At 38.0% G+C, this 22,513-nt stretch carries 19 protein-coding genes and 1 riboswitch; of the genes, 10 read left to right on the top strand and 9 right to left on the bottom strand.

The annotated features are described in order from the left end of the window. Nucleotides 1–110 precede the first annotated feature (110 nt). The 5 genes from ABC228_RS07090 to ABC228_RS07110 form a co-directional block, all read right to left on the bottom strand. The gene (locus ABC228_RS07090) at nt 111–1,685 is read right to left on the bottom strand and encodes a cation:proton antiporter (RefSeq protein WP_345824408.1); all 1,575 of its coding nucleotides are present in this window, start codon (nt 1,683–1,685) and stop codon (nt 111–113) included. Between the two features lie 151 nt (nt 1,686–1,836). Continuing rightward, on the bottom strand, nt 1,837–2,898 hold the full coding sequence (locus ABC228_RS07095) for a cytochrome d ubiquinol oxidase subunit II (protein ID WP_345824409.1): 1,062 nt from the start codon (nt 2,896–2,898) through the stop codon (nt 1,837–1,839). Nucleotides 2,899–2,909: 11 nt separating this feature from the next. Further along, nucleotides 2,910–4,271: a cytochrome ubiquinol oxidase subunit I gene (locus tag ABC228_RS07100; protein WP_345824410.1), complete on the bottom strand. Its 1,362-nt coding sequence runs from the start codon at nt 4,269–4,271 to the stop codon at nt 2,910–2,912. 142 nt (nt 4,272–4,413) lie between these two features. Next, entirely contained in the window at nt 4,414–5,931 is a 1,518-nt protein-coding gene (gene opuFB, locus ABC228_RS07105) for an osmoprotectant update ABC transporter permease/substrate-binding subunit OpuFB (protein WP_345824411.1), read from the bottom strand. Further along, a complete protein-coding gene (locus ABC228_RS07110) occupies nt 5,924–6,883 on the bottom strand; it encodes an ABC transporter ATP-binding protein (protein WP_345824412.1) in 960 nt (319 codons plus the stop codon). The genes opuFB and ABC228_RS07110 overlap by 8 nt, the downstream gene beginning before the upstream one ends. 591 nt (nt 6,884–7,474) lie before the next feature. Here ABC228_RS07110 and ABC228_RS07115 point away from each other — a divergent pair. From ABC228_RS07115 to ABC228_RS07150, 8 genes are all read left to right on the top strand, one after another. Continuing rightward, entirely contained in the window at nt 7,475–8,932 is a 1,458-nt protein-coding gene (locus ABC228_RS07115; protein WP_345824413.1) for an Msr family ABC-F type ribosomal protection protein, read from the top strand. A 162-nt stretch (nt 8,933–9,094) separates the two neighbouring features. Then, a complete protein-coding gene (locus ABC228_RS07120) occupies nt 9,095–11,005 on the top strand; it encodes a PTS mannitol transporter subunit IICBA (protein ID WP_345824414.1) in 1,911 nt (636 codons plus the stop codon). Between the two features lie 28 nt (nt 11,006–11,033). Next, nucleotides 11,034–12,176 (top strand): mannitol-1-phosphate 5-dehydrogenase, encoded by a 1,143-nt coding sequence (locus ABC228_RS07125; protein WP_345824415.1) that lies wholly within the window; start codon nt 11,034–11,036, stop codon nt 12,174–12,176. 236 nt (nt 12,177–12,412) lie between these two features. Next, nucleotides 12,413–13,147, top strand: coding sequence for an SDR family NAD(P)-dependent oxidoreductase (locus ABC228_RS07130; RefSeq protein WP_345824416.1), 735 nt, complete (start codon nt 12,413–12,415; stop codon nt 13,145–13,147). A 70-nt stretch (nt 13,148–13,217) separates the two neighbouring features. Further along, nucleotides 13,218–13,631: a MarR family winged helix-turn-helix transcriptional regulator gene (locus tag ABC228_RS07135; protein ID WP_345824417.1), complete on the top strand. Its 414-nt coding sequence runs from the start codon at nt 13,218–13,220 to the stop codon at nt 13,629–13,631. Between the two features lie 238 nt (nt 13,632–13,869). Continuing rightward, nucleotides 13,870–14,583, top strand: a complete 714-nt coding sequence (locus tag ABC228_RS07140) for a hypothetical protein (RefSeq protein ID WP_345824418.1) — start codon at nt 13,870–13,872, stop codon at nt 14,581–14,583. Between the two features lies 1 nt (nt 14,584). Continuing rightward, nucleotides 14,585–15,331, top strand: a complete 747-nt coding sequence (locus ABC228_RS07145; RefSeq protein WP_345824419.1) for a hypothetical protein — start codon at nt 14,585–14,587, stop codon at nt 15,329–15,331. A 78-nt stretch (nt 15,332–15,409) separates the two neighbouring features. Beyond that, nucleotides 15,410–15,589: riboswitch (cobalamin riboswitch) on the top strand. A 177-nt stretch (nt 15,590–15,766) separates the two neighbouring features. After that, nucleotides 15,767–16,249: an acyl-CoA thioesterase gene (locus tag ABC228_RS07150; protein ID WP_345824420.1), complete on the top strand. Its 483-nt coding sequence runs from the start codon at nt 15,767–15,769 to the stop codon at nt 16,247–16,249. A gap of 63 nt (nt 16,250–16,312) precedes the next feature. Here ABC228_RS07150 and ABC228_RS07155 read toward each other — a convergent pair whose 3' ends face one another. From ABC228_RS07155 to ABC228_RS07170, 4 genes are all read right to left on the bottom strand, one after another. After that, nucleotides 16,313–18,256, bottom strand: a complete 1,944-nt coding sequence (locus ABC228_RS07155) for an ABC transporter permease (protein ID WP_345824421.1) — start codon at nt 18,254–18,256, stop codon at nt 16,313–16,315. Beyond that, a complete protein-coding gene (locus tag ABC228_RS07160) occupies nt 18,246–19,007 on the bottom strand; it encodes an ABC transporter ATP-binding protein (RefSeq protein WP_345824842.1) in 762 nt (253 codons plus the stop codon). The genes ABC228_RS07155 and ABC228_RS07160 overlap by 11 nt, the downstream gene beginning before the upstream one ends. A 99-nt stretch (nt 19,008–19,106) precedes the next feature. Next, nucleotides 19,107–20,111, bottom strand: coding sequence for a sensor histidine kinase (locus ABC228_RS07165; protein ID WP_345824422.1), 1,005 nt, complete (start codon nt 20,109–20,111; stop codon nt 19,107–19,109). Next, a complete protein-coding gene (locus tag ABC228_RS07170) occupies nt 20,108–20,800 on the bottom strand; it encodes a response regulator transcription factor (RefSeq protein WP_345824423.1) in 693 nt (230 codons plus the stop codon). The genes ABC228_RS07165 and ABC228_RS07170 overlap by 4 nt, the downstream gene beginning before the upstream one ends. Nucleotides 20,801–21,037: 237 nt before the next feature. Here ABC228_RS07170 and ABC228_RS07175 point away from each other — a divergent pair, with 237 nt between their 5' ends. Both ABC228_RS07175 and ABC228_RS07180 read left to right on the top strand, forming a co-directional pair. Further along, nucleotides 21,038–21,550, top strand: a complete 513-nt coding sequence (locus ABC228_RS07175) for a hypothetical protein (RefSeq protein ID WP_345824424.1) — start codon at nt 21,038–21,040, stop codon at nt 21,548–21,550. A gap of 207 nt (nt 21,551–21,757) precedes the next feature. Beyond that, a complete protein-coding gene (locus tag ABC228_RS07180) occupies nt 21,758–22,408 on the top strand; it encodes a TerC family protein (protein ID WP_345824425.1) in 651 nt (216 codons plus the stop codon). Nucleotides 22,409–22,513: the final 105 nt, after the last annotated feature.

Raw genomic sequence — 22,513 nt, forward strand, 5'->3', positions numbered from 1 at the left:
GTGTTCTGTAGTTAGGATTTCAGGGAAATCTGAATTTGATTAAAAGAAATATATTATCCATCTAATAAAAGACAGCCTCTCCAAAACAACGAGAGACTGTCTTATTTACATTATTCCTTTTCTAACTCCACAAGCTTTTCCGTAATTTTTTCTTTTTCTTGTTCTGCAATATCACTTGGTATCACATCATTTTTAAGTAATAAATCAATGGACTCATGCTGCGCATAGAGTGAATATTTTTGTAGCACTACCTGCTGCTCTTGTTTTAACTCTGGATGATTCTGTAATAACCGGTCCATTTCCTCATGCAATTCATTCAATCGTTGCTCATATTCCACTACCAATTCGCTGGATACAGCATCTGTAATAAATAATCTCTTTTTCATTTTATTAATTTCTGCTATTGCTGTTTCATATTGATGCCCTCGAGCAATCATAGCTCGGTACTCTTTGTAACTCTCTTCTTGTTTTGTAACACCAAGCCAGTTAAGTAGCTGCTTAATGCTGAGCCCTTGAATTACGAGTGAGAATAAGACAACGCTAAATGCAACAATTAAGATATCCTCTCGTCCTTCAAAATCTCGAGGTAAGCTAAGTACAAGTGCGATAGATAGGGATCCTTTTAGACCACCCCAGTTGAAAATATGCTTCCAGGCTGTCGGAATATTTTTGATTGCAAAGAGACTTGTATAAACCGCTAGGCTTCTTGCTATCAGAACAATGATTATCGCAAGAAAAATTAATCCCCATTTATCAGTTACATTGATTCGCGTAATTTCTAATCCGACCATTAAGAATACAAGTGAATTCGCTAGTAATGCCGTAACATCCCAGAAATTATTAATGTTTAATTTGGTTGTAGGACTCATCCCGATTTTTCCACCATAATTACCGAAGACAAGTGCTGCTACAACTACAGCAATTACGCCTGAAGCATGAAAGCTCTCTGCTAATAAAAATGAACCATAAAATAAAATAATACTGAAGATGATTTCTAGTGGATAATCGTCGAAATACTTCGTTAGCTGGGAAAACCCATATCCAAGAGCACCTCCAATTAATAGTCCAAGTGAAATCACCTTAAAGAATTCCCATACACCTAGGCCGACTCCTTCAAAGCCGAGCTCCATATAGGTAACTAAAGAGAAAGCGGATATTTTAAACAGAACAACAGCTAACCCATCGTTGAATAGACTTTCTCCTTCAATAATCGTTGCAAGTCGTTTATTTACCCCAAGCCCTTTAAAAATGGAAAGTACACTAACAGGATCAGTAGCACTCATGATTGCAGCAAATACAAAAGCTGCCGGTATTGAAAAGTCTAATAACCAAATGGATAAAAACCCAATAATAAGAAAAGAAAGAAACGTACCTCCAAATGCCAGTGCCATAATAGGTGTTTTATTTTCATTTAAATGTGAAAACGGAAGCTTGAGAGCAGCCTCTCCTAATAGTGCCGGTAAAAATAAGGTTATGATGACAAAGTTGAATATTTCCCCTTCTGTAATAAAGTCTATGAGGGGCTCTAGTATTGAAATATTCGCAAGTCCAATAATCGCACCGACGATGACGAGTGCTATTGGATAGGGCCGATCAAATTTCTTGGCAATGGCCGTAATCCCCGCTGCAATCATAATTAAGATTAGCCCAAGCTCAAAAATATGATGTAAGTCTAATTCGTGCATGATTCCATCCTTTCAATTGCCAGTATTTTCATTTAGTTTACCGTTAACCTACTATATATTCAACACAGGATCGGGGGCTGCGCACACATTTTCTAAAGGACAGGCACTATAAATGGATTATTCTTCTGAAAGCTATTTTTACCATCGATATTTACGACTTATCATTTTTTCCATTCTCATCGAGGCTCTCCTGCAGGTACCGCTTATCCTTCATAAATATAGTCCAAAAGTAGAAAAAACCAGGAAACAGAATGGCAAAACCGACAATATAAGTTGTAAATACGGCTCGAAAGGAATTAGGGTCTGTAAAAGCAGAATGGATGGTAATTTCCGGATAAAGAATGTAAGGTAGGTGTGCTTTCCCGTACACATAACTAGCAACCAAGTATTGAATCGTCACTGCAATCACGGTAATCCTTGGCATCCCACGTACACCTTTTTCAAAAAAAGAAGGAAGGAAAAGTCCTAATCCACCCAAAATAAAAAATCCAACTGAGACAAGTAGTAAAGGTAAATCCTCCATCATCTTATCGTAAATCCATTGTGCTTCTTGCTTGAGCGTGAGCATAACAAAAAAAGCCATTAATAATGTAATTGGTCCTAAAATCATACCATCTCTTAAATAGGCCTTATAAGCATCCATTTCCTTGGATACCTTGGAGTAATCTGCTAATAAGATGGAGGAAAGGAATAGTGTACTGCAAATCGCAAACCCAATAAACGCATATTCATTTGGACTTGTAAATAGCTTTTGTAGGTTAAGGTTAGCGGTACCATCGATATAATCAATATAATGTCCGTGTGTAATTGGTAAGACACTAATTAATATCCCCGGAATAATAATACCAGTAATCCCGGATATATAAGTCAATGGCTTCCGATATTCGGTTGCGATATTCGAGAAAACTAAGAAAGCACTTCGTAATGCTAATAAAAGTAAAATAATGCTCCCTGGTACAAGTAGAATGGTTCCCAATGTGTAGGTTGCGTTTGGAAAGAGACTATAAATCGCAACAACTAATGCTACGATAAAGGTATTGGTAACCTCCCAGGTAGGTGAAAGGTAACGATTAGCAATATTGGTTGCCCTTGTTTTCTCTCGATTTAAATAAATCATGGACCAGAATCCAGCTCCAAAATCCATTGTTGCCATTACCGCATAAATAAACACGAATCCCCATAGAACCGTTATTGCTATAAGTGCATCCGTCATGTGATTGCCTCCTACGAATTTGATCCAAACAGCGGGATGCCTTTTTCTTCCGCCCGTCTAAAATCATCCTGAACCGTATTTTTTCTGAAGTAATATAAGAGTACGGTCACGACTGCAATTCCTAATATGATATAGATACTAAAAAACAGAACAGCTAAGAAGCCTAAATTAGAAGCACCAGTGGCAGCATCTGCAGTTTTTAATATACGATAAATAACCCATGGCTGCCGTCCTGTACAAGCGAATATCCAACCGCATTCAATTGCAATGATTGCTAGGGGGCCAGTAAATACCATTATCCAGAGGTATACCTTGGGGAAGCGGTCTTTTTTGAGGAATTTCTTCCAAGCCCACCCAACCAATGCAATAAAAATGAGGAAGGAACCAATTCCAACCATAATATTAAAAAGGGTATGGATAAACAACGGTGGCCATAATTCTTCTGGGAAATCATTTAAACCGACCACAACGGTATCAAAACTGTTTCCAGCTAAAAAGCTTAAAGCCCAAGGTACCTCAATTGCCCATTTCACCTCTTGTGTATCGCGATCGGTAAAGCCGCCAATTGCTAGTGGGGCATGAGACTGGGTTTCAAATAGTCCTTCCGCTGCAGCCAATTTTTCTGGTTGGTACTCGTGTAAATACTGAGCAGATGCATGTCCATTAATAGCAGTTAGAAAGGAAAAGATTCCGCCAACAACCAGACTTATCATCAATGCTTTCTGATGGAATTGATAAATTCTAGAACCATATTTATTTTTAAGCATTTTGAATGCAGAAACCGAAGCCACAACAAATGCCCCCACAACATATGCAGATAGTGCGACATGTCCTGCTGTTACAAAAAAACTCGGGTTAAAAAAAGCTGCCCAAGGATTGATATCGACAATCTGTCCATTTTCAATGCGAAATCCAGCAGGTGTGCCCTGGAAGGCATGTACATTTGTAATTAATACTGCAGAGGCTAATGCTCCTAATGCCACTAAGATTAAGCTAACAATACGCATCCAAGGTTTAATTCTTTCGGCCGCATATACGTAAATCGACATGAATAATGCTTCCACAAAGAAGGCATAGATTTCTATTTGAAATGGTAAAGGCATGACACGACCAATTACCTCCATAAACCCTGGCCATAATAAGGATAGCTGTACACCAGCAATGGTTCCAGTTGGAATTCCAACACCAAGAAGAACAGCAAAGGCCTTTGTCCAGCGTTTTGCCATTACAACATATTCGTAGTTTTTCGTTTTCTGGTAAAGAAGCTCTGCTACTAGAATCATGAAAGGCAGTCCCACGCCAATCGTTGCAAAAATAATATGGAATGCCATGGTTGTACCAAATAAGGAGCGAGCTATGAATATATCGTCCATGAACGTATCGTCCCTCCACAGTTATTTAACATACTATCTATTGTTTTCGATTTTGAAGGTAATATGTATGAGAGAAGATTTCAGAAGACTTTCCGATGTATGCATAAAAAAAGGGATACGGTTTCTACCATATCCCTTCCTTCTATTTGATTAGGTTTTCTTGTTTAAGATATGCTTCTGCTACCTCAAACGCACTTTTTCCTTCAACAGCCACCTGATAATTCATTTCTCTCATTTGATCATCGGATATTTTACCGCTAAGCTGATTTAATATATCTCTCAGTTCAGGGTATTTTTCAATTGTTTCCTCTCGTAGCAACGGTGCACCCTGGTATGGTGGGAAGAGCTCCTTATCATCCTTCAATACCGTTAGATTAAATCTTCTCAGTTCACTATCTGTTGAATAGGCATCAATGACATTAATATCGCCTTGTTCAATTGCAGAATAGCGTAGCTGTGGCTCCATTGTTTTCACAATTGGGAATTGTAATCCGTACAGCTCTTGAATTCCTAAATAGCCATCCTCACGATCAGAAAATTCCAATGTGAATCCAGCTTGTACTTCATTTTCAACCGCACGAAGGTCAGAAATAGTCTGTAGATCGTTTTCTTCAGCAAATTCTTTTGGAACCGCTAAAGCATACGTATTATTAAACGCCATTGGCTCTAGCAATACGAAATTAAACTGTTCCTGTAAGCCATTCTTCGCTTGCTCATAAACCTCCTGTCGATCATTGCTAACAGCGGTTTCTTGGAGAAATTGTGAGATTGCTGTTCCGGTGAATTCAGGATAAATATCAATACTACCAGATTCCAACGCATTAAATAAAAAGGAAGTCTTTCCAAGGCTTGGTTCTAATTCCACCTGTAAATCAGTCGATTCCTCGATTAAAATCTTGTACATATTGATCAGTATTTCTGGTTCGGTACCTAATTTTCCGCCAATCACTAGCGTGTCATCGGAGTCTTTTGTGAAGCTAGGTGCAATAATAATTGCCAGCGCAATGATAGAAATAACCCCAATCGAAATAATGGATTGCTTGAATGATAGCTTTTCCATCCTACGTAGCAAGATGTCAAATAGAATAGCAAGTAGCGCTGCGGGTATGGCACCAAGAATGATTAAGGCTGTATTGTTTCGGTCAATCCCAAGAAGAATAATATCCCCTAAACCACCAGCGCCAATTAAAGCAGCAAGCGTTGCCGTACCAACGATAAGTACCATTGCGGTGCGAATTCCAGCCATAATTACTGGCGTTGCGAGTGGTAATTCTACCTTCATCAGTCTTTTTCGCGTATTCATCCCCATCGCCATTGCAGCTTCGATTAAGGATGCGTCTACTTCTTTTATTCCGGTGTAGGTATTCCGTAAGATAGGAAGCAGTGCATAAATGACTAAAGCGATGATTGCGGGTAATTTTCCTATGCCAAATAACGGAATAAATAGACCTAATAATGCTAAGGATGGGATTGTCTGTAAAACTGCTGAAATCCCAATAATACTTTCTGCTATTTTTTTCTTTCTTGTTAAATAGATCCCTAAAGGAACTGCAATTAATGCTGCAAATAGAATCGCAATAAAGGAAATCTGAATATGCTCAAGCAGTGCTTGAATTAGTTCGCTTTGTCTGTCTTGAAAAACCGCAATGAAATCAGCCATTTATTGCACCTCTTTCCTGCAGATGCTCGGAAAAGTATCGAATCACCATCTGGCGATTGACGATGCCAATGAGCTGCTCATCTTCTGTAATACCTACTACTTCGTGTGCGGATAATTGTTCCAATATCTCATGTGATAAGGAAGAATTAGATAAGGTCACAGTAGGTACAGGATCTGTTTCCGTTAATGGCTGCATAATATCAGCTAAATTGATCGGAACAGCAGGTTTGTTGGTATTCCCAACAAATTCACGAACAAATTCATTCGCTGGTTTTTCCATGAGTTCTGTAGGGGTGCCTAGCTGAACCTTTTTTCCATCCTTCATTAAACAGATTCGATCAGCTAGCTTTAATGCTTCCTGCATATCATGGGTAACAAATACAATTGTCTTTTTGATATTTTGTTGTAAGGCAATGATGTCGTCTTGAAGCTTCTCACGACTAATTGGATCAAGTGCACTAAATGGCTCATCCATTAAGATGATATCTGGATCTGCTGCTAGAGCACGAACAACACCAACTCGTTGCTGTTCTCCACCTGATAACTCACTTGGTTTTCGATTTCGATAAGTATCTGGATCTAATCCAACCATATCTAAAAGCTCCGTAACTCGGTCCTTAATGGTGGCATCATCCCATTTCTTTAACTCTGGTACAATGGCGATATTTTCTTCAATCGTCATATGTGGGAATAGCGCTATTTGCTGTAAGACATAGCCAATATTCCAACGGAGTTCATGGATGTTGTATTCGCTGATTTTTTTGCCATCAATAAAAATAGTCCCATCGGTTAACGGGATTAAACGATTAATCATTTTAAGTGTAGTCGTCTTCCCACAGCCACTGGGGCCAATCAGGACAAAAAATTCTCCTTTATGTATATCAAAGCTTAAGGAGTCTACGGCAGTATTGCCGTCTGCATACTTCTTTGTCACGTTTTCGAACGTTATCATTTTCCGTACTCCTTTCGTAAAGGGGATATTACTATCGCCCGTTTGTTGCAATAGTAGCATTTTTACACGTATTGCCCAAGCAATCGAATTTGAACCGTTTGAAAGTTGCTTTGACTTTTTCATAAAGGAATACTATAATCGCATTGTAAATACTAAATCTAGGAGAATTATAGAAAGGATATACATGCAATGAGACTACGATTCCCAGCTTTGAACGAAGTAATTTAATATGTTCAAAGACTCTGTTTAGGAATACAGAGTAAATGGGATTGGTCTGTCCTTTTTTATAATCTACATTTCATATCATATTTGTCATCGTAGAAAGGCGGCGTTTTCTGTCTTTCTTTTTTATATGTATGTCTCTCGATTGCCCGAGAGTCTATTTATGACAAGAATTTTTGGATAGCGTATCCCTTTTACTCGTAAACACAAGCAGATGCTTGTGTTTTTTTATATGAAAAATTTGTAAAAGGGGGAGTATGTCATGATGCAATTACTATTCTATTGATACGAGTTTTGTAGGGGTAGGCAAACACTCGTATCGATCCAGGCTATCGATACGAAATTTATGACATTTCGGAGGTAGCAAATATGGAACAATTAATTATAGAGTTAGAAAATATTGACGTGACTTATTTCGATAAAACCGTGTTGAAAACGAAACGTTTAGCTGTACACCAGTTTGATCGAATTGGAATTGTTGGGAAAAATGGAGCGGGGAAGAGTACGTTATTAAAGCTACTAGCAGGTCGAATTGAACCGACGAAAGGAAGCGTCAGTCGTCATGTAACATGTGGTTATTTGGAACAAGTAGAAGCTCCAATAGCGAGCATGGAAGCTAGTGAAGCATTAAATGGAAAATTAGCAGTACCAAAAGACTCGGAAGCATTAAGTGGAGGTGAACAGACCAGGCTCAAGCTAGCACAATTGTTTACCAATTATTATGAGGCATTATTAATCGATGAGCCGACAACACATCTTGATCAGAATGGTATTTCGTTTTTACTCGATGAATTGCGTTATTACTATGGGGCCCTTGTGATGATTAGTCATGACCGGACAGTTCTAGATGAACTCGTTACAACAATTTGGGAAGTGAAAGACGGCGAAGTAATGGTTTATAAAGGGAACTACAGTGACTATATCGAGCAAAAGCAATTAGAACGTGAGCAGCAACAAGCGGCATATGAGCAATATGTAAACGAAAAGCGAAGGCTTGAAAAAGCGGCACAAGAAAAAACGAAAAAAGCGGAAAAGATAGCGCAAGCTGGTAGAATGTCCAAAAAAGAATCAAAATCAATGCCAAACCGCATGTTTGAAACGAAATCTAAAGGAACTAGCCAAAAAGCGGTATACCGTGCAGCGAAGGCAATTGAACAGCGAGTGGAAAGGCTTCAGGAAATCGATGCGGTTCAAGAGGAACGAAGGATTGTGTTTCACCAATCGAAGGCATTGCAGCTGCATAATAAATTTCCCATCATGGCAGATCGATTTACCCTTCAGCTAAAGGATAGATTGTTATTAAATGAAGTGAGCTTCCAATTGCCACTGGGCAAAAAAGTAGCGATTACTGGCGCAAACGGCAGCGGTAAAACAACCTTGCTTCGATCTATAGCAGAACACAATCATGGCTTAACCATTTCACCAAAGGCAAAAATCGGCTATTTTCAGCAAATGAGCTATCAATTTAGTCGTAACGAAACCGTTCTGGAATTTCTTCAAAATCGTTCAGATTACAAGGAAGGGTTTTTGAGAACTGTTTTACATGCTATGCAGTTTGTTGGGACGGATATTCGAAAAAATGTGCAGACATTAAGCGGTGGCGAAGCAATTCGTTTACAGCTTTGTCAGCTGTTTTTAGGACAATACAACATTCTCTTATTAGATGAACCAACCAATTTTCTCGATATACATGCGATTGAAGCAATTGAAAAATTTGTAGCGGGGTATGAAGGAACGATTGTATTTGTATCCCATGATCGTTCGTTTATTCAGCGTGTAGCAGATCTAGAATTCACAATACGTAACCAAGATATATATCTGATTTAATTAATATTAAAGAAAGCCATCAATTTTATTGGTGGCTTTTCAAGTGGGGAAAGATAAAGAGAGTAGAGTCTAAGCTTAGAATATTGGCAAGTAATTGGGAAAAGATATGGTTTATGAGGTAGCGCGATTTTAGAGGTAATGTATGTGAAAGGAAGGGTAGAAATGGCGCAATCAAATTTGAAAGTAGCAGTACAAAAGTTTGGTAACTTTTTAAGCTCAATGGTTTTACCAAACATAGGGGCCTTCATTGCGTGGGGATTAATTACAGCATTATTTATTCCTACGGGCTTCTTTCCAAATGAGAATTTGGGCCAATTAGTTGGTCCAATGGTGACATACTTATTGCCATTATTAATTGGTTTTACTGGAGGAAAGCTAGTCCATGATCACCGAGGTGGTGTAGTTGGTGCGATTGCAACAATGGGTGTCATTATTGGCGCTCCAGATACACCAATGTTCTTAGGTGCCATGATTATCGGCCCACTAGGCGGATATGTCATTAAGAAGTTCGATCAGGCCATCGAGGGAAAAATAAGGTCAGGATTTGAAATGCTTGTTAATAACTTTTCAGCTGGAATATTAGGGGGCATTCTGGCAATCTTATCATTCTTAGCAATAGGTCCTGCTGTAGATGGCTTCACACAATTGCTAGTTTCTGGAGTAGACTGGTTAATTGAAACAGGCTTATTGCCACTAACAAGCATATTAATTGAGCCTGCCAAAATTCTTTTCCTAAACAATGCGATAAACCATGGGGTGTTATCACCAATTGGTTTAGAACAGGTTCAGGATACTGGAAAATCAATTCTATTCTTATTAGAAGCAAATCCAGGGCCAGGATTTGGTGTGCTACTAGCCTTTATGCTATTTGGAAAAGGTACAGCAAAGCAATCTGCACCTGGTGCAGGAATCATTCACTTTTTTGGTGGTATACATGAAATTTACTTCCCATATGTACTCATGCGTCCGAAGCTACTTTTTGCCGTAATCATCAGTGGCATGAGTGGTGTATTTACCTTAGTGCTGTTAGGAGGGGGCTTATCAGCTCCAGCATCACCGGGTAGTATTATAGCTATTACCGCCGTTACTCCGCCGCAAGCAATGGCTTATGTTGCCAACTATGCTTCTGTAATAGTAGCTACGATCGTATCATTTGTCATCTCAGGATTTGTATTGAAAACAAGTAAGCAGGATACAGAAGATATAGAAGAAGCTACACAAAAAATGCAGGAAATGAAAGGGAGAAAAAGCTCTGTTGCTTCCTCACTACAAGCGAAGCAAGGTGCATTACCGGAAGAAGTAAATAAGATTGTGTTTGCTTGTGATGCAGGAATGGGCTCTAGTGCAATGGGAGCATCTCTTCTCCGTAAAAAGGTCAAAGCAGCAGGGTTAGATGTGACGGTCACCAATACGGCGATTAGCAATATACCAAGTGATGCACAAATTGTCATTACCCAAGAGGAGCTAACACCGCGTGCTAAAAATAAGGTGCCGAGTGCTTATCATATTTCTGTCGATAATTTCCTATCAAGTCCTGAATACGATAAACTCATTGATAGCTTAGAAAACGGTGTATCACGAGCACAAGCAGAACTAGTTGAAGACACCGAAGCAGATATTACTGGTATTGATCATGAGCATGATGATGACGATCTATTACGGGAAGAAAATATATTTATTAATCAGCAATTTTCTTCCAAGGAGGAAGCCATTCGGTTTGTTGGCGAGGCTTTAGTGAAGGCTGGTTATGTGGAAGAAAGTTATGTCGATGCCATGATTGAACGAGATAATATGACCTCCACCTATATGGGAAACCATGTTGCGATCCCACATGGAACAGAGGAAGCCAAAAAAGCAGTTATCCGTTCAGGCTTTACGGTAGCACAGGTTCCAGCTGGTGTTGATTTTGGCGGTGAACAAGCTAAATTAATTTTTGGTATTGCTGGAAAAGATGGTACGCATCTTGAAATCCTATCTGGCATCGCTGTTATTTGCTCGGAGCTAGAAAATATTGAGCAAATGGTTCAAGCGAAAACAGCCCAAGAATTGAAGGATATTATTAACAGCAAATAATTTATAAATGGATAAAGGAATGATAAGCATGAAGGAAGTTCTTCACTTCGGAGCAGGCAATATTGGTAGGGGGTTTATTGGTGCATTATTTTCTGAATCTGGATACCATGTAACATTTGTTGATATTGCAGATGAAATCATTCAACAATTAAACGAACAGAAAAGCTATCAGGTAAAGCTGGCTACCAGTACACAAGAATCCACTGCCATTAGCAATGTATCTGGATTAAATAATCTTAAACAAGCGGATGAGGTTGTAGAGGCGATTACTGGTGCTGAGTTTCTAACAACGGCTATCGGTCCAACTATTTTACCTAGAATTGCACCACTTATTGCTCGTGGATTGACAAAGCGTGTTGAACAATCAGATGCAAAGCTTTATATCATTGCTTGTGAAAATCAAATTGGTGCTACAGATATTCTAAAACAGCATATCGTAGAGCACTTATCAGAGGACACAAAGCAAAAGATGGAAGGGAAAATCTACTTTTTCAATTCTGCCGTTGATCGAATTGTGCCAATTCAGGAGAACAAAGGGTCATTAGATGTACTAGTGGAGCCTTATTATGAATGGGTTGTGGAAACAACCGAGACGCTTCCTTCGATTACTGGCATGAAGATTGTGGCTGAGTTGGCTCCTTATATTGAACGAAAATTATTTACTGTCAATACAGGTCACGCTGTTATTGCTTATCTTGGCTACCTTGCGGGGAAATCAACTATTGATAAAACGTTGGCCGATGAATCAATCGAAACTCAAGTTCGTCAGACGCTAAACGAAACAGGAGACTATTTAGTTCATCAATATCGATTAAATCATGAAGAACATCTAGCGTATATCCAGAAGATTATTGAGCGATTCAAAAATCCATATTTACATGATGGTGTCACCAGAGTAGCGCGAGCACCAATACGTAAATTAGGACCAGAGGATCGGTTGGTGAGACCTGCAGTTGAAGCACATAAAGCTGGATTGGCGTATACGAATTTAGCAAAAGCTATTGCAGCAGCACTTCTATTCAATTTTGAAGAAGATGAGGAAGCAATCAAACTACAGGCGATGATACAAGAGAAAGGCGTCGCAACAGTATTACAGGAAATAAGTGGACTGGAGGAAAATGGTGAAATAACGCGTGAAGTGATAAAACATTATGAGGCATTAAAGAATTAAGAGGAAATGAAGGACCTGATTTTTTCCGTGTGAGAAATCAGGTCTTTTCCTTTGCTAGTGGTCAAAAATTGCTGTCTACTCGTGAAAATGAGTTGTTTTTGTTTAACCTCTAAATAGATATTAGTGGATAAGGTTGCTTATAGAAAGTTTTTCATGTTATTATTTAGATGTAAAATAGTTAGATATCTAAATAATAATTAGAGAAAAATAAGTTTTTTTCCTTAGGAGGGAATATCATGAGAAGATTAGAAGGTAAAGTGGCAATTATAACTGGTGGTGCATCAGGGATTGGCCTAGGAATGGTAGAGCTTTTTCAACAAGAAGGTGCAACGGTTATTGCAGCAGATATCAATGAGGAAGCCATTGCAAAGGTAAGTGAGAAAGAAAATGTATTTGGTATGAAATTAAATGTCGCTTCTGATCAAGATTGGGAGGTGTTTGCGAAGGAAGTAGTGAACCAGTTTGGAAGAATAGATATTCTGGTTAACAATGCTGGAATCTCATCAGAAAAGCCATATCAGGAAATTAATAGTGATGATTGGCAAAAGATGCTGGCGATTAACAGTTTTGGCCCCTTTGCTGGCATTAAACATGTCACACCATATATGATCGAGCAGAAGAAGGGATCTATTATTAATATTTCATCCTATACGGCACAAATTGGACAAGGATTTAATCACTACTCTGCATCAAAAGGTGCGGTTCGCGCATTATCCAAGGCTGCCGCAACGACATTTGGACGTCAGGGAATACGTGTGAATGCCTTGTTCCCAGGAATTATTGAGACACCAATGACACAAGCATTAAGTGCTTCAAAAGAGCTTCTTGGACAGTTAGTTCAAGCTACACCACTACAACGATTAGGGAAGCCTGAAGACATTGCAAATGCTGCCCTATTCTTAGCATCAGATGAATCCTCTTACATTACCGGTTCTGAGTTGGTTATTGACGGTGGGTTTTCTGCTCAATAAAATAGTAGTAGACAGTGAGAGCCCTAATTTGTATAGGGCTCTCCATTTTTAGAAAGCAGGGATCCCGCAAATGAAAGAACAAACCATTTTTGAACTGTTACATACCATGGACAAGGTGACGAACAATCTAATCATACAATGGAATAAAATGTTCAATGAAAACCTTGGAATTTCGCATATCCTCATACTCAGTCATTTAAGGAGTAGCGGAAAAAGCCGTCCATCTGACATTGCAAAGTCCCTTGGGCTAACTCCTCCTACATTAACGCATCTGGCAGAAAAGCTCGTACAAAAAGAATTAGTCGTTCGAATCGTGGACGAATCCGATCGACGAATTATCAACTTGGGAATAACGGAAAAAGGAATTGAAATGGTGAACCGAGCACATCAAGAAGGAGTCGTCCTACGAAAGAATCTATTTAAAAAATTATCGGACGAAGAAAAACAGCAACTATTAGCTATTTATGAAAAGTTGGATAGCTGAATTTTGGGGGAAAGGCTGAAGAAAGCTGGTGAGAGGCTGAAGTTTGGCTTGGAAAGGCTGAAAATCGGCATTCAAAAGCTGAAGTTTACCACAAACAGGCTAAAGGTCAGCTCCCAAAATCTTATGCTAACGTTCCAAATATAGCTGCCACTCCAACAGTTGTTTAATAATTTGGAAATTTATGCTAAAGTCGTAAGGAGTGTATTTTTCGGATATGTAGACATGGGGGTGGCTTGCAGTGAGCTTTGATATTATTTTCAACAATAATTTAATCGAAGTTTTAGGGTTCTTTTTCGCGATAGTTGTCATTTTTTACTTTGCTACTAGAATTAATCGAGGTCTAAGCGTAAAGCCAAAGGCATGGAAGATTTTTGTGGTAATTGTAGTTGGGATTTTTTCTTTTTCCATCACATTAACTTTTAATATGTTAATTAAAATCCCATTATTACCACTAGGTGTATGGCTATTATATTTTGTGCTTCGATCAGATGAAAACCGCTGGAGGACTTATCGAAAATTTGCTTGGCTAGGATTTTGGTCTAATTTCCTCTTTCTATTAATCTCGTTGGTAACGATACCTATCTTTAACTTTGTATATCCTAAGGATGATCTAACAACGTATCTAGCAAACATTGAAAATACTTCTATTCATGCTATCCATCCATCAGGGGAAAGTTTAAGCTTAGATAGAGAAAGTCTTCAGAAACAAATCCCATCGATGACAAAGGAAGAAATTAATAGTGATCAGTGGTATAACGATACCTATCTCTCTGAAAGTAGTCCTAAAGAAGAGAGGTTCCCATATCAGCTAATCGGTGCATTACCTAAATGGGGAAGTAGTCTTAATGTAATGATCCTTATCGAAGACGATGGCAAAGGAATATTGATAACGACAACGAAGGAACAGCAATACTTTCGCTCAGATAAATCCTTGTTAGAGGGGGGCGAATAACATGACAATGAAAAAGAAGTTGTTTACTAGTGGCATCGTTCTAGCTGTCATGCTTCTATTATTTCTTGTTTATTGGTATTATCTTGCGAAGCCAGGCTCTCTTCCAACTAATGAGGAATTAATTGCTGAAATTAATGAAATCTACCCGCAAGCTCGTGCCGATGTTATACAGGATACAATTTCAATAGATGAAAAGCATGTGTTGGTGCCCTTTGTATCCACAAATGAAGAGTATGGATTAAGCTATTTGGTTTGGGAAAAGCATAAGTGGAAAGTAGTTAACATCGATACAAAAGGTTATCCAATGCTATGGAAGATTGAAAAAAATAATCCGGATTCCTATTACCTTGTCTGGAATATACAGCCAAGTGATCAACTGCAGTACATCGATTTTTATATGACAAGAGATAGAGGATTCAGGATTTCATATGGAACCGAACACTACTATTATCCGAAGGTTCAAATGGTGCAGAGAGTCAACGCTCAGGAGAAAACTTATGGAGCGATGGCGTTACCGGATGAATGGCAGTCGTTCATGTCTAGCCTGATGAAGGTGGAGGAAGCTAGTCAACCGCAATCTCTTTTTTACGAAATGCCGATTGGGCAATCCATCAGGATAGGATTTATTCCGTATGATAAAAATGATAAGATAACGGAGCTTGAAGGTTCTATTAATGGAAGTTCCTATACAATTGGTGATATACAGTTGGATTTTGTCTTGCATCTCTATGAAGAGGATTTGGAATAAATTCCAGGAAGCTCATCCCCATACGATTCATCACCAGTTGTAAAAATAAAACTTGTATATTATAGTTGAAAAGAAACATAGCTAGCCGGTAAAAATGGTGTCTGAAAGGACCTAAAAGGGAATCTGGTGAAAATCCAGAACTGTACCCGCAACTGTAAGTGCGAACCGAAATAAACAAAACCACTGTCTTCGGATGGGAAGGGTTTAAAGTAGCTATCTCGCATGAGTCAGGAGACCTGCCATTTTTATAGCGTATTTTCTTCTTCGGGAGTTGGGAAGATTGGACGAGGGATTGCTACTTAAACAGTACTGTCTTCTGTTTGAATAGTGTTATTCTGCGCCTGTACACCCCATCTTCAAGGATGGGGTTTTTTGTCATTCTTTCTACTAGAGGATTCGCACCCAAATAACAAATGAATAGGAATGAGGAAAGCAATGGTTGAAAAATTACCCGCAAGTATTTCTAGAACGATTCAAACAAAGTTAGTATTACCACCGGATACCAACCATCTGGGGACGATTTTTGGTGGAACTGTCTTATCGTATATTGATGAAATCGCAGCAATTACTGCCATGAAGCATAGTAAGGGAGTGGTTGTCACTGCTTCTATCGACACCGTGAATTTCTTATCGTCAGCTCGGGTAGGGGACATCTTATTATTAGAGGGCTTAGTTGTTTCTACTGGTAGAACTTCTATGGAGGTATATGTGAAAGTGGAATGCCAAAACCTCGAAACAGGGGAGAAAACGACAACGACGACAGCTATTCTTACGATGGTAGCCGTTAATGAAACGGGAAAGCCGACTCCGGTATTAGGAGTGGAGCCAGAGACAGAAGCGGATTATAAACTATTTAAACTGGCACAGGAAAGAAAGGAACGTCGCCTAAAGGTTAAGGAGCTATTAGGAGAAAGCTAGTATTTCAATTTCAATAAGGGAAAAGCTCCAGATCCATTTAGTGGCCTGGAGCTTTGTGCTTTATTAGAGTGCTTCCTTTATAATTTTTTTATAGTAGAGAACAGAAAGAATACCAAAGACAGAGTACATGGCGGTGTAAATAATCATGACAATTATCATCGGTGTCCACATTTCTGTTCCGAATAGAAACCATCCAGATTGAACGGCAAAGTAGCTATGTGAAAGACCAACTACTAAGGGAATTCCAAAATTAAAGAACTGCTTTGCCTGAATGCCTCGCATTAAATCCTTTCTAGTAAACCCTAACTTTCTTAAAATGGTATAACTGGATTTCTCCTCTTCTCCTTCATCCATCTGTTTAAAGTACAGAATACATCCAGACGTAATAAGAAATGTTAGTCCCAGAAACCCAACAATGAACATTGTAAGTCCCATGACCTGTTTTTGACTATTACTCATTTCAATTCGTGAGTAATTAATTGTATTCTCACGAAAAGATAATGATTGGAAGATGGTATTGGCAGCCTCTAGCTTTTCTTCCTCATTTATATCAATCCCAATGTAAAGAGATGAATCGTGTTGAATATCTTGGTTTAGATCATTCTTTAGCGCCTGGTAAATCTCATCATCCACGATGACTGTAGGTAAACCACCATTTGAAAAATTAAATGGTATAACATATTCATCCTGTAAACCGATATAATGCTGCTTAAATGATTTATTTTTCCCAAATAGCTCTATTTCGCCATGATCCTTTAATGACATCATAAGCGCCATGGCATCATTATACCCTGAAAATAATACTTCGTCCTTCTTGATATCACCATTAACAGACTCCTCACTCACAACCGGTAAGCTCATCTGGCTTGGGTCGAAATTCAATTCTGCGAGATTGGTTTCCATAATGTCGGTTACATCTGTGTTTACTTGGATTACTTCTATTCTTTTCTCCTGATAGTCGATATGCTGACGTGCTAATGCAGCTTTAAATTTTTCAGCAGCCTCGGTATTGGTTAAGGAGAAATGAGTAGGCACGTTGTCCTCAGCTGCCTTTTCTGCTGAATAGTAAGAGATATAGCTTAATGCTAGTAAACCAATTGCTAGTGCAGACACCGTTGTAATAACAGTTAATAATAAGGCATTGGACCGCATTCGAAACATAATGGATGATAGTGATAGAACCTCATTTATGGATAAATAGCCGCCTTTTTGTTTTCGAATGATATTCGCAATAAAGGTGACCGACCCTTTATAGAATAAGTATGTTCCGATAATAACGGAGCCTAGAATCACGATCATGGCCATAAACAATTCATTTATTGTTGAAAAGTCACCATCAAATAGCTTCGATGAAATGTAATAGCCTAGAAGGATTAAACCAATCCCCATTGCACCTAATAAAATCTCGAATAGGCTTATTTTTTTCACCTTCTCCTCCGTTGAAGAAAGAACTCTAAACAAAGAGAGAATGGTTTGTCTTTTAATAAAGACAAAGTTCGTCAATAAGATGAGAAGGTAGATGGCGAAAAACACAAGGATAGTCTGGATGAGTGCTTCTTCTGAAAATTGTAGTGTCGTACTTGTTTCGATTCCCATCACTTTTAATAAAATCATTAAGATTAGTTTTGAGCTAGCAAAACCAATGAATATTCCAAAAAGCATAGACCCAAAGTATAAAATGAAATTCTCTACACTTAGCAAACGAAATATTCTAGCTTTCGTCATCCCAATTAATTGATATAATCCAATTTCCTTACTACGGCGTTTTACAAATAGTTTATTGGCATACAATAGGAAAATGGATACGATAGCAATGAGTAAAACGGAAGCTGTTCGAACTCCTGCTGCTCCTTTAATCGATCCCTTTACTTCGTCCATCGATGGATCGTACTGTAGTGTCACAAAGGCAAAATAAAGTGCCACACTAAAAATCAGGGCAAACACATAAAGATAGTAATTCTTCATGTTCTTTTTCAGGTTTCGTAGGATTAGGAGATTAATATTCATGCTGTACCCCACCTAACACAGCCTGTGTTTTCATAATATCGTTGAAAAAAGCTTGTCGAGATTGTTCGCCCTTATTTAATTGTGTATAAATCTGACCATCTTTAATAAATATGACTCTACCACAATAGCTTGCAGCAACGGGGTCATGTGTCACCATTAGGATGGTTGCTTTATGCTTTTCATTTAAGTCGCTCATTTTCTTTAATAAGTCTGATGCTGATTTCGAATCAAGTGCACCGGTCGGCTCATCGGCAAATATGATGCTTGGTTGGTGAATAAAAGAACGTGCTGCAGAGGTACGTTGCTTTTGACCACCAGATATCTCATTCGGATATTTATCCTTTAAATCATAAATACCTAATTCGGTTGCCACTTCTTTAAATTTTTGATTGGCTTCTTTTTTGGATACTTTAGAAACGGACAATGGTAATAGAATATTCTCCTTAACAGTCAACGTATCCAGTAAATTATATTCTTGGAAAATAAATCCAAGATTGGTTTTGCGGAAAGTAGCAAGCTCTTTCTCCTTCATGGCGGTCATTTCTTTTCCATTAATAAGAATGGTGCCACTGCTCACGTTATCAATAGAAGAAAGCACATTTAGTAGTGTGGTTTTTCCGGAACCAGATGCTCCCATAATACTAACAAATTCGCCTTCATCGACAGATACATCAATCCCTTTAAGGACCTCCTGTTTATTCCACTTATTTCCGTAATTTTTATGAATTTTAGCTGCTTCTAGTATTTTCATCATTCCTCACTCCTTCATTCGATAGGTTTATTATAAGATTGTATCTAGTCGATATCCTTCGATTTACCAAACAGATAATAAAAGCATGTGACAGTTTTGTCACATGCTTACAATATGATGAAAATCATTTCGCTTTGGAAACGTTAAAATAAAGGTTGTACCTGTTCCAAGTGTTGATACTACTTTAATTTCAATGAAAAGCGATTCTGCAGCTTTCTTCGCTAAATATAGTCCCATCCCTGTTGCGGCATGGTCCTCGTGGTTGGAGGTAGAGGTAAAGCCTTTATCAAAAATACGTGGTAAATCCTTAGGGTCTATTCCCCGACCAGAATCGATAACCGCTAATTTTACTTGGCTGTTATCCTCGTATGTTTTAATGGTTATTTCCGATTCTTTACTATATTTAATGGCATTGGTTAGAAGCTGTCGCGTAATGAATGCTACCCATTTTCCATCACTATATATCGCATTTTGCTCTAGCTGAAGATCAAATCCAATCCTCTTTTGCATGCACCAGGATTGGAGTGCCTTTATTTCCTGATAGAGAATGGATTTTAAGTCAATGCGCTCCATGTAAAGGTCATTCTCAATAAAGTGAATTCTTCTTTGATGTAATTGTTGATCAAGCAGTAAATGAATTCGCATCCATTCATGCAGGAGCTGTGCTTTCATTTCCTTATCTTCAAGTCGATCCATGATAAGTTGCATGGCTGTTAGTGGTGTCTTGACTTCATGAATCCATGCTAAAAGGTCATCTTTTTCTTGCTCTAAAGTAAATTGTTTGTTAGCTAACGCCTCTTTTAATTGCTCTGTTTGATTCGTTAATTGTTCCACAATAATTTTCTCAAACGGTGTTTCAGGACTGACTAAGTTCGTTAGGTCAAGACTTGTATCCCAGTCTTCTAAGCGCTTATAAAATTTCGTTTCTTTTTGGTAACGAATTATCATAAAAATAGTAAAAATAATGCTAGCTAATAAGATGATATAGAGAATGGGTGACAGTGGGATTTCAGAATCGACATAAGCAACAAAGGCAATGAGTAAGAAAAGAGCTAGGAAAAGGAGTATCCAGCTAAGTTTTTCAATAAGATACTTTCTAATCATGGTAATAGTGCCTCTTCAACAGCTAAATACCCCTGTCCTACCTTTGTTTCAATATAGCTTCCTAATCCGATTTCCTCTAGCCTTTTCCGAAGTCGGTTTACATTAACCGTTAACGTATTATCACTAACAAAACGCTCATCATCCCATAAGCTTTTTATCAATTCTTCACGGCTGACAATTTTATTTTTTTGCTCGAGCAATTGCTTTAAAATAAACATTTCATTTTTCGTTAATTCAATTGAAGTATCCTCTTTAGTCACGGTATTACGATCATAGTCTATCGTAGCACCATTCCATGTTTTTAACATGATTTCTTCGTTATTATAATTATAGACTCGTCGAAGTATTGCTTGTATCTTTGCGATCAGAACATCAAAATGAAATGGCTTTTGTACAAAATCATCTGCACCAAGCTGCATGGACATGACCATATCAGTTGGATGATCACGAGAAGATAGGAATACAATGGGTACCTTGGAATGCGCTCGAATCATCCGACACCAATGGAACCCATCGAACTTGGGAAGCTGTATATCAATAATCACAAGGTCTGGCTTCAATGTAGTAAATTGCTCCATAATATTCCCGAAGTCTGAAATGCCGTGTACATCATATGACCAGCTTGATAGCCGATTATGAATTTCATGAAATAATGTTGCATCGTCTTCAATTAACAGGATTTTAAACATATCTCATCATGTCCTTACTTTTCTTCATATCTTTCATCCATCTATTGTACCTCATCCCATAATTGAAGTGAAAAGGAATCATACGAAAAATGGTATATTTTGGGCTGAATAACTTAAACATTTCATAAATAATTCTTTAATCTGATTTTTTTACAATCCATATCTTACCAATCGACAGTATTCTCATCTTAGGTTGGGTATACTGTTACTAATTAATGGTTTGTTAGGAGGGATAAAATGAAAAAGTTAATGTTCACCTTCATTATTATGGCTATATTGGCCATAGGATTTTTCCAGCTTGCACCAGTACTAGCAAATGAGAATCATGAACAGCGAACACAAAAACAGCAAACGCCAACAGTATCAGAGGAAGAGAGTAAAGACAATCAGCAAACTGCTAGTATGGCAATACGTGAAACGGAATCAAAGGATAACGAAGACAACGTAGTAAAGCGTAGTGAAGTGAGAAAGAATAAGATTTCTGAAGAGGAGTTCATGCAATATTTAGCCGATGAAATCGGAGTTGAAGCAGATGGCAAGAATGTAGAGAAATTAAAAAGCGATATACGTGAAGAAATGATACTAGCAAAGGCGAAAGAAGCTGGAATTTCTACAGATGGTAAATCCATTGAGACTATTATAGAAGAAATGAAGTCTACCACCTTTGATAAGAAAAAAGAGGAAACAAATATAGAAGACTATCGAGTTTCTCCTAGTTTGAAGCTCGAACAAGGTGAAGAAAACAAATAATATGGAACGGACCTGTATGCTGTACATACATGGTTAAAAGTCGAACTGCACAAGTTCGGCTTTTTATATGTTGAAAATTCCTGTATGCAAGTCGGTTAACACATAAAACCCCCTAAAACATGTAATGGATTTAGCTGTTTTTACATACATTGAAGTAGCGATAATTTAGGACAAGTATTATGAAGGGAAATGGAGTGTGGATAAACCTTGGAGTTTATTGAGCCGTTAATCAAAATATTATTGATAAATATTATTTTAAGTGGCGATAACGCAGTTGTTATTGCAATGGCAAGTCGAAATTTACCGGGGCATTTAAAGAAAAAAGCCATCATTTGGGGTACAGTTGGAGCGGTTGTTTTCCGGATTATTTTTACCATTATAATTATGTATCTATTAAAGCTACCGTACATCCATTTAATTGGCGGACTACTTCTGCTGATAGTGGCGTATAAGCTGCTTGTAGATAAGGAAAGCGATGAAGCCCATATTAAAGTGGGAAGCTCCTTAAAAGAGGCAATTGTCATTATTATTTTTGCTGATTTATTAATGAGTCTAGATAATGTGTTGGGCATTGTAGCAGTATCGAATAATAATATGCTCTTAATCGTCATTGGTATTATATTAAGCATTCCAATTATGTTATTTGCTAGTCACCTTATATTAAGACTTATGGAAAACTATCCCATTATTATTTATATTGGAGCAGCATTACTGGCATGGACAGCTGGAGAGATGATAGTAAAGGAAGAATTTATCCAAGAAATAATCGTATTAAATGCCAATATGGAGTATGTTCTATTACTTGGCATTATTGTAATAACGCTAACAGTTGGGGGCTACCAACGAAGATATAGATGAAACCAGAAGTTAAGAGGAAAGCTTTACAAAAAAACAGGAAAATTTTAGGAGGATTATCCCGGTTTATTATCGAAGTAGTTAGGTATATCGATAGAAAAAATATGT

Origin of the sequence: Ornithinibacillus xuwenensis (assembly GCF_039614845.1) — a bacterium.
Taxonomy (GTDB): Bacteria; Bacillota; Bacilli; order Bacillales; family Amphibacillaceae; genus Ornithinibacillus; species Ornithinibacillus xuwenensis.

What these genes read in the sequence shown, in the direction of transcription:
- opuFB (WP_345824411.1), bottom strand. Translation starts at nt 5,931, where the DNA reads ATGGCTGATTTCATTGCGGTTTTTCAAGACAGACAAAGCGAACTAATT.
- ABC228_RS07115 (WP_345824413.1), top strand. Translation starts at nt 7,475, where the DNA reads ATGGAACAATTAATTATAGAGTTAGAAAATATTGACGTGACTTATTTC.
- ABC228_RS07160 (WP_345824842.1), bottom strand. Translation starts at nt 19,007, where the DNA reads ATGAAAATACTAGAAGCAGCTAAAATTCATAAAAATTACGGAAATAAG.
- ABC228_RS07155 (WP_345824421.1), bottom strand. Translation starts at nt 18,256, where the DNA reads ATGAATATTAATCTCCTAATCCTACGAAACCTGAAAAAGAACATGAAG.
- ABC228_RS07095 (WP_345824409.1), bottom strand. Translation starts at nt 2,898, where the DNA reads ATGACGGATGCACTTATAGCAATAACGGTTCTATGGGGATTCGTGTTT.
- ABC228_RS07120 (WP_345824414.1), top strand. Translation starts at nt 9,095, where the DNA reads ATGGCGCAATCAAATTTGAAAGTAGCAGTACAAAAGTTTGGTAACTTT.
- ABC228_RS07125 (WP_345824415.1), top strand. Translation starts at nt 11,034, where the DNA reads ATGAAGGAAGTTCTTCACTTCGGAGCAGGCAATATTGGTAGGGGGTTT.
- ABC228_RS07110 (WP_345824412.1), bottom strand. Translation starts at nt 6,883, where the DNA reads ATGATAACGTTCGAAAACGTGACAAAGAAGTATGCAGACGGCAATACT.
- ABC228_RS07145 (WP_345824419.1), top strand. Translation starts at nt 14,585, where the DNA reads ATGACAATGAAAAAGAAGTTGTTTACTAGTGGCATCGTTCTAGCTGTC.
- ABC228_RS07150 (WP_345824420.1), top strand. Translation starts at nt 15,767, where the DNA reads ATGGTTGAAAAATTACCCGCAAGTATTTCTAGAACGATTCAAACAAAG.
- ABC228_RS07175 (WP_345824424.1), top strand. Translation starts at nt 21,038, where the DNA reads ATGAAAAAGTTAATGTTCACCTTCATTATTATGGCTATATTGGCCATA.
- ABC228_RS07130 (WP_345824416.1), top strand. Translation starts at nt 12,413, where the DNA reads ATGAGAAGATTAGAAGGTAAAGTGGCAATTATAACTGGTGGTGCATCA.
- ABC228_RS07170 (WP_345824423.1), bottom strand. Translation starts at nt 20,800, where the DNA reads ATGTTTAAAATCCTGTTAATTGAAGACGATGCAACATTATTTCATGAA.
- ABC228_RS07100 (WP_345824410.1), bottom strand. Translation starts at nt 4,271, where the DNA reads ATGGACGATATATTCATAGCTCGCTCCTTATTTGGTACAACCATGGCA.
- ABC228_RS07135 (WP_345824417.1), top strand. Translation starts at nt 13,218, where the DNA reads ATGAAAGAACAAACCATTTTTGAACTGTTACATACCATGGACAAGGTG.
- ABC228_RS07090 (WP_345824408.1), bottom strand. Translation starts at nt 1,685, where the DNA reads ATGCACGAATTAGACTTACATCATATTTTTGAGCTTGGGCTAATCTTA.
- ABC228_RS07165 (WP_345824422.1), bottom strand. Translation starts at nt 20,111, where the DNA reads ATGATTAGAAAGTATCTTATTGAAAAACTTAGCTGGATACTCCTTTTC.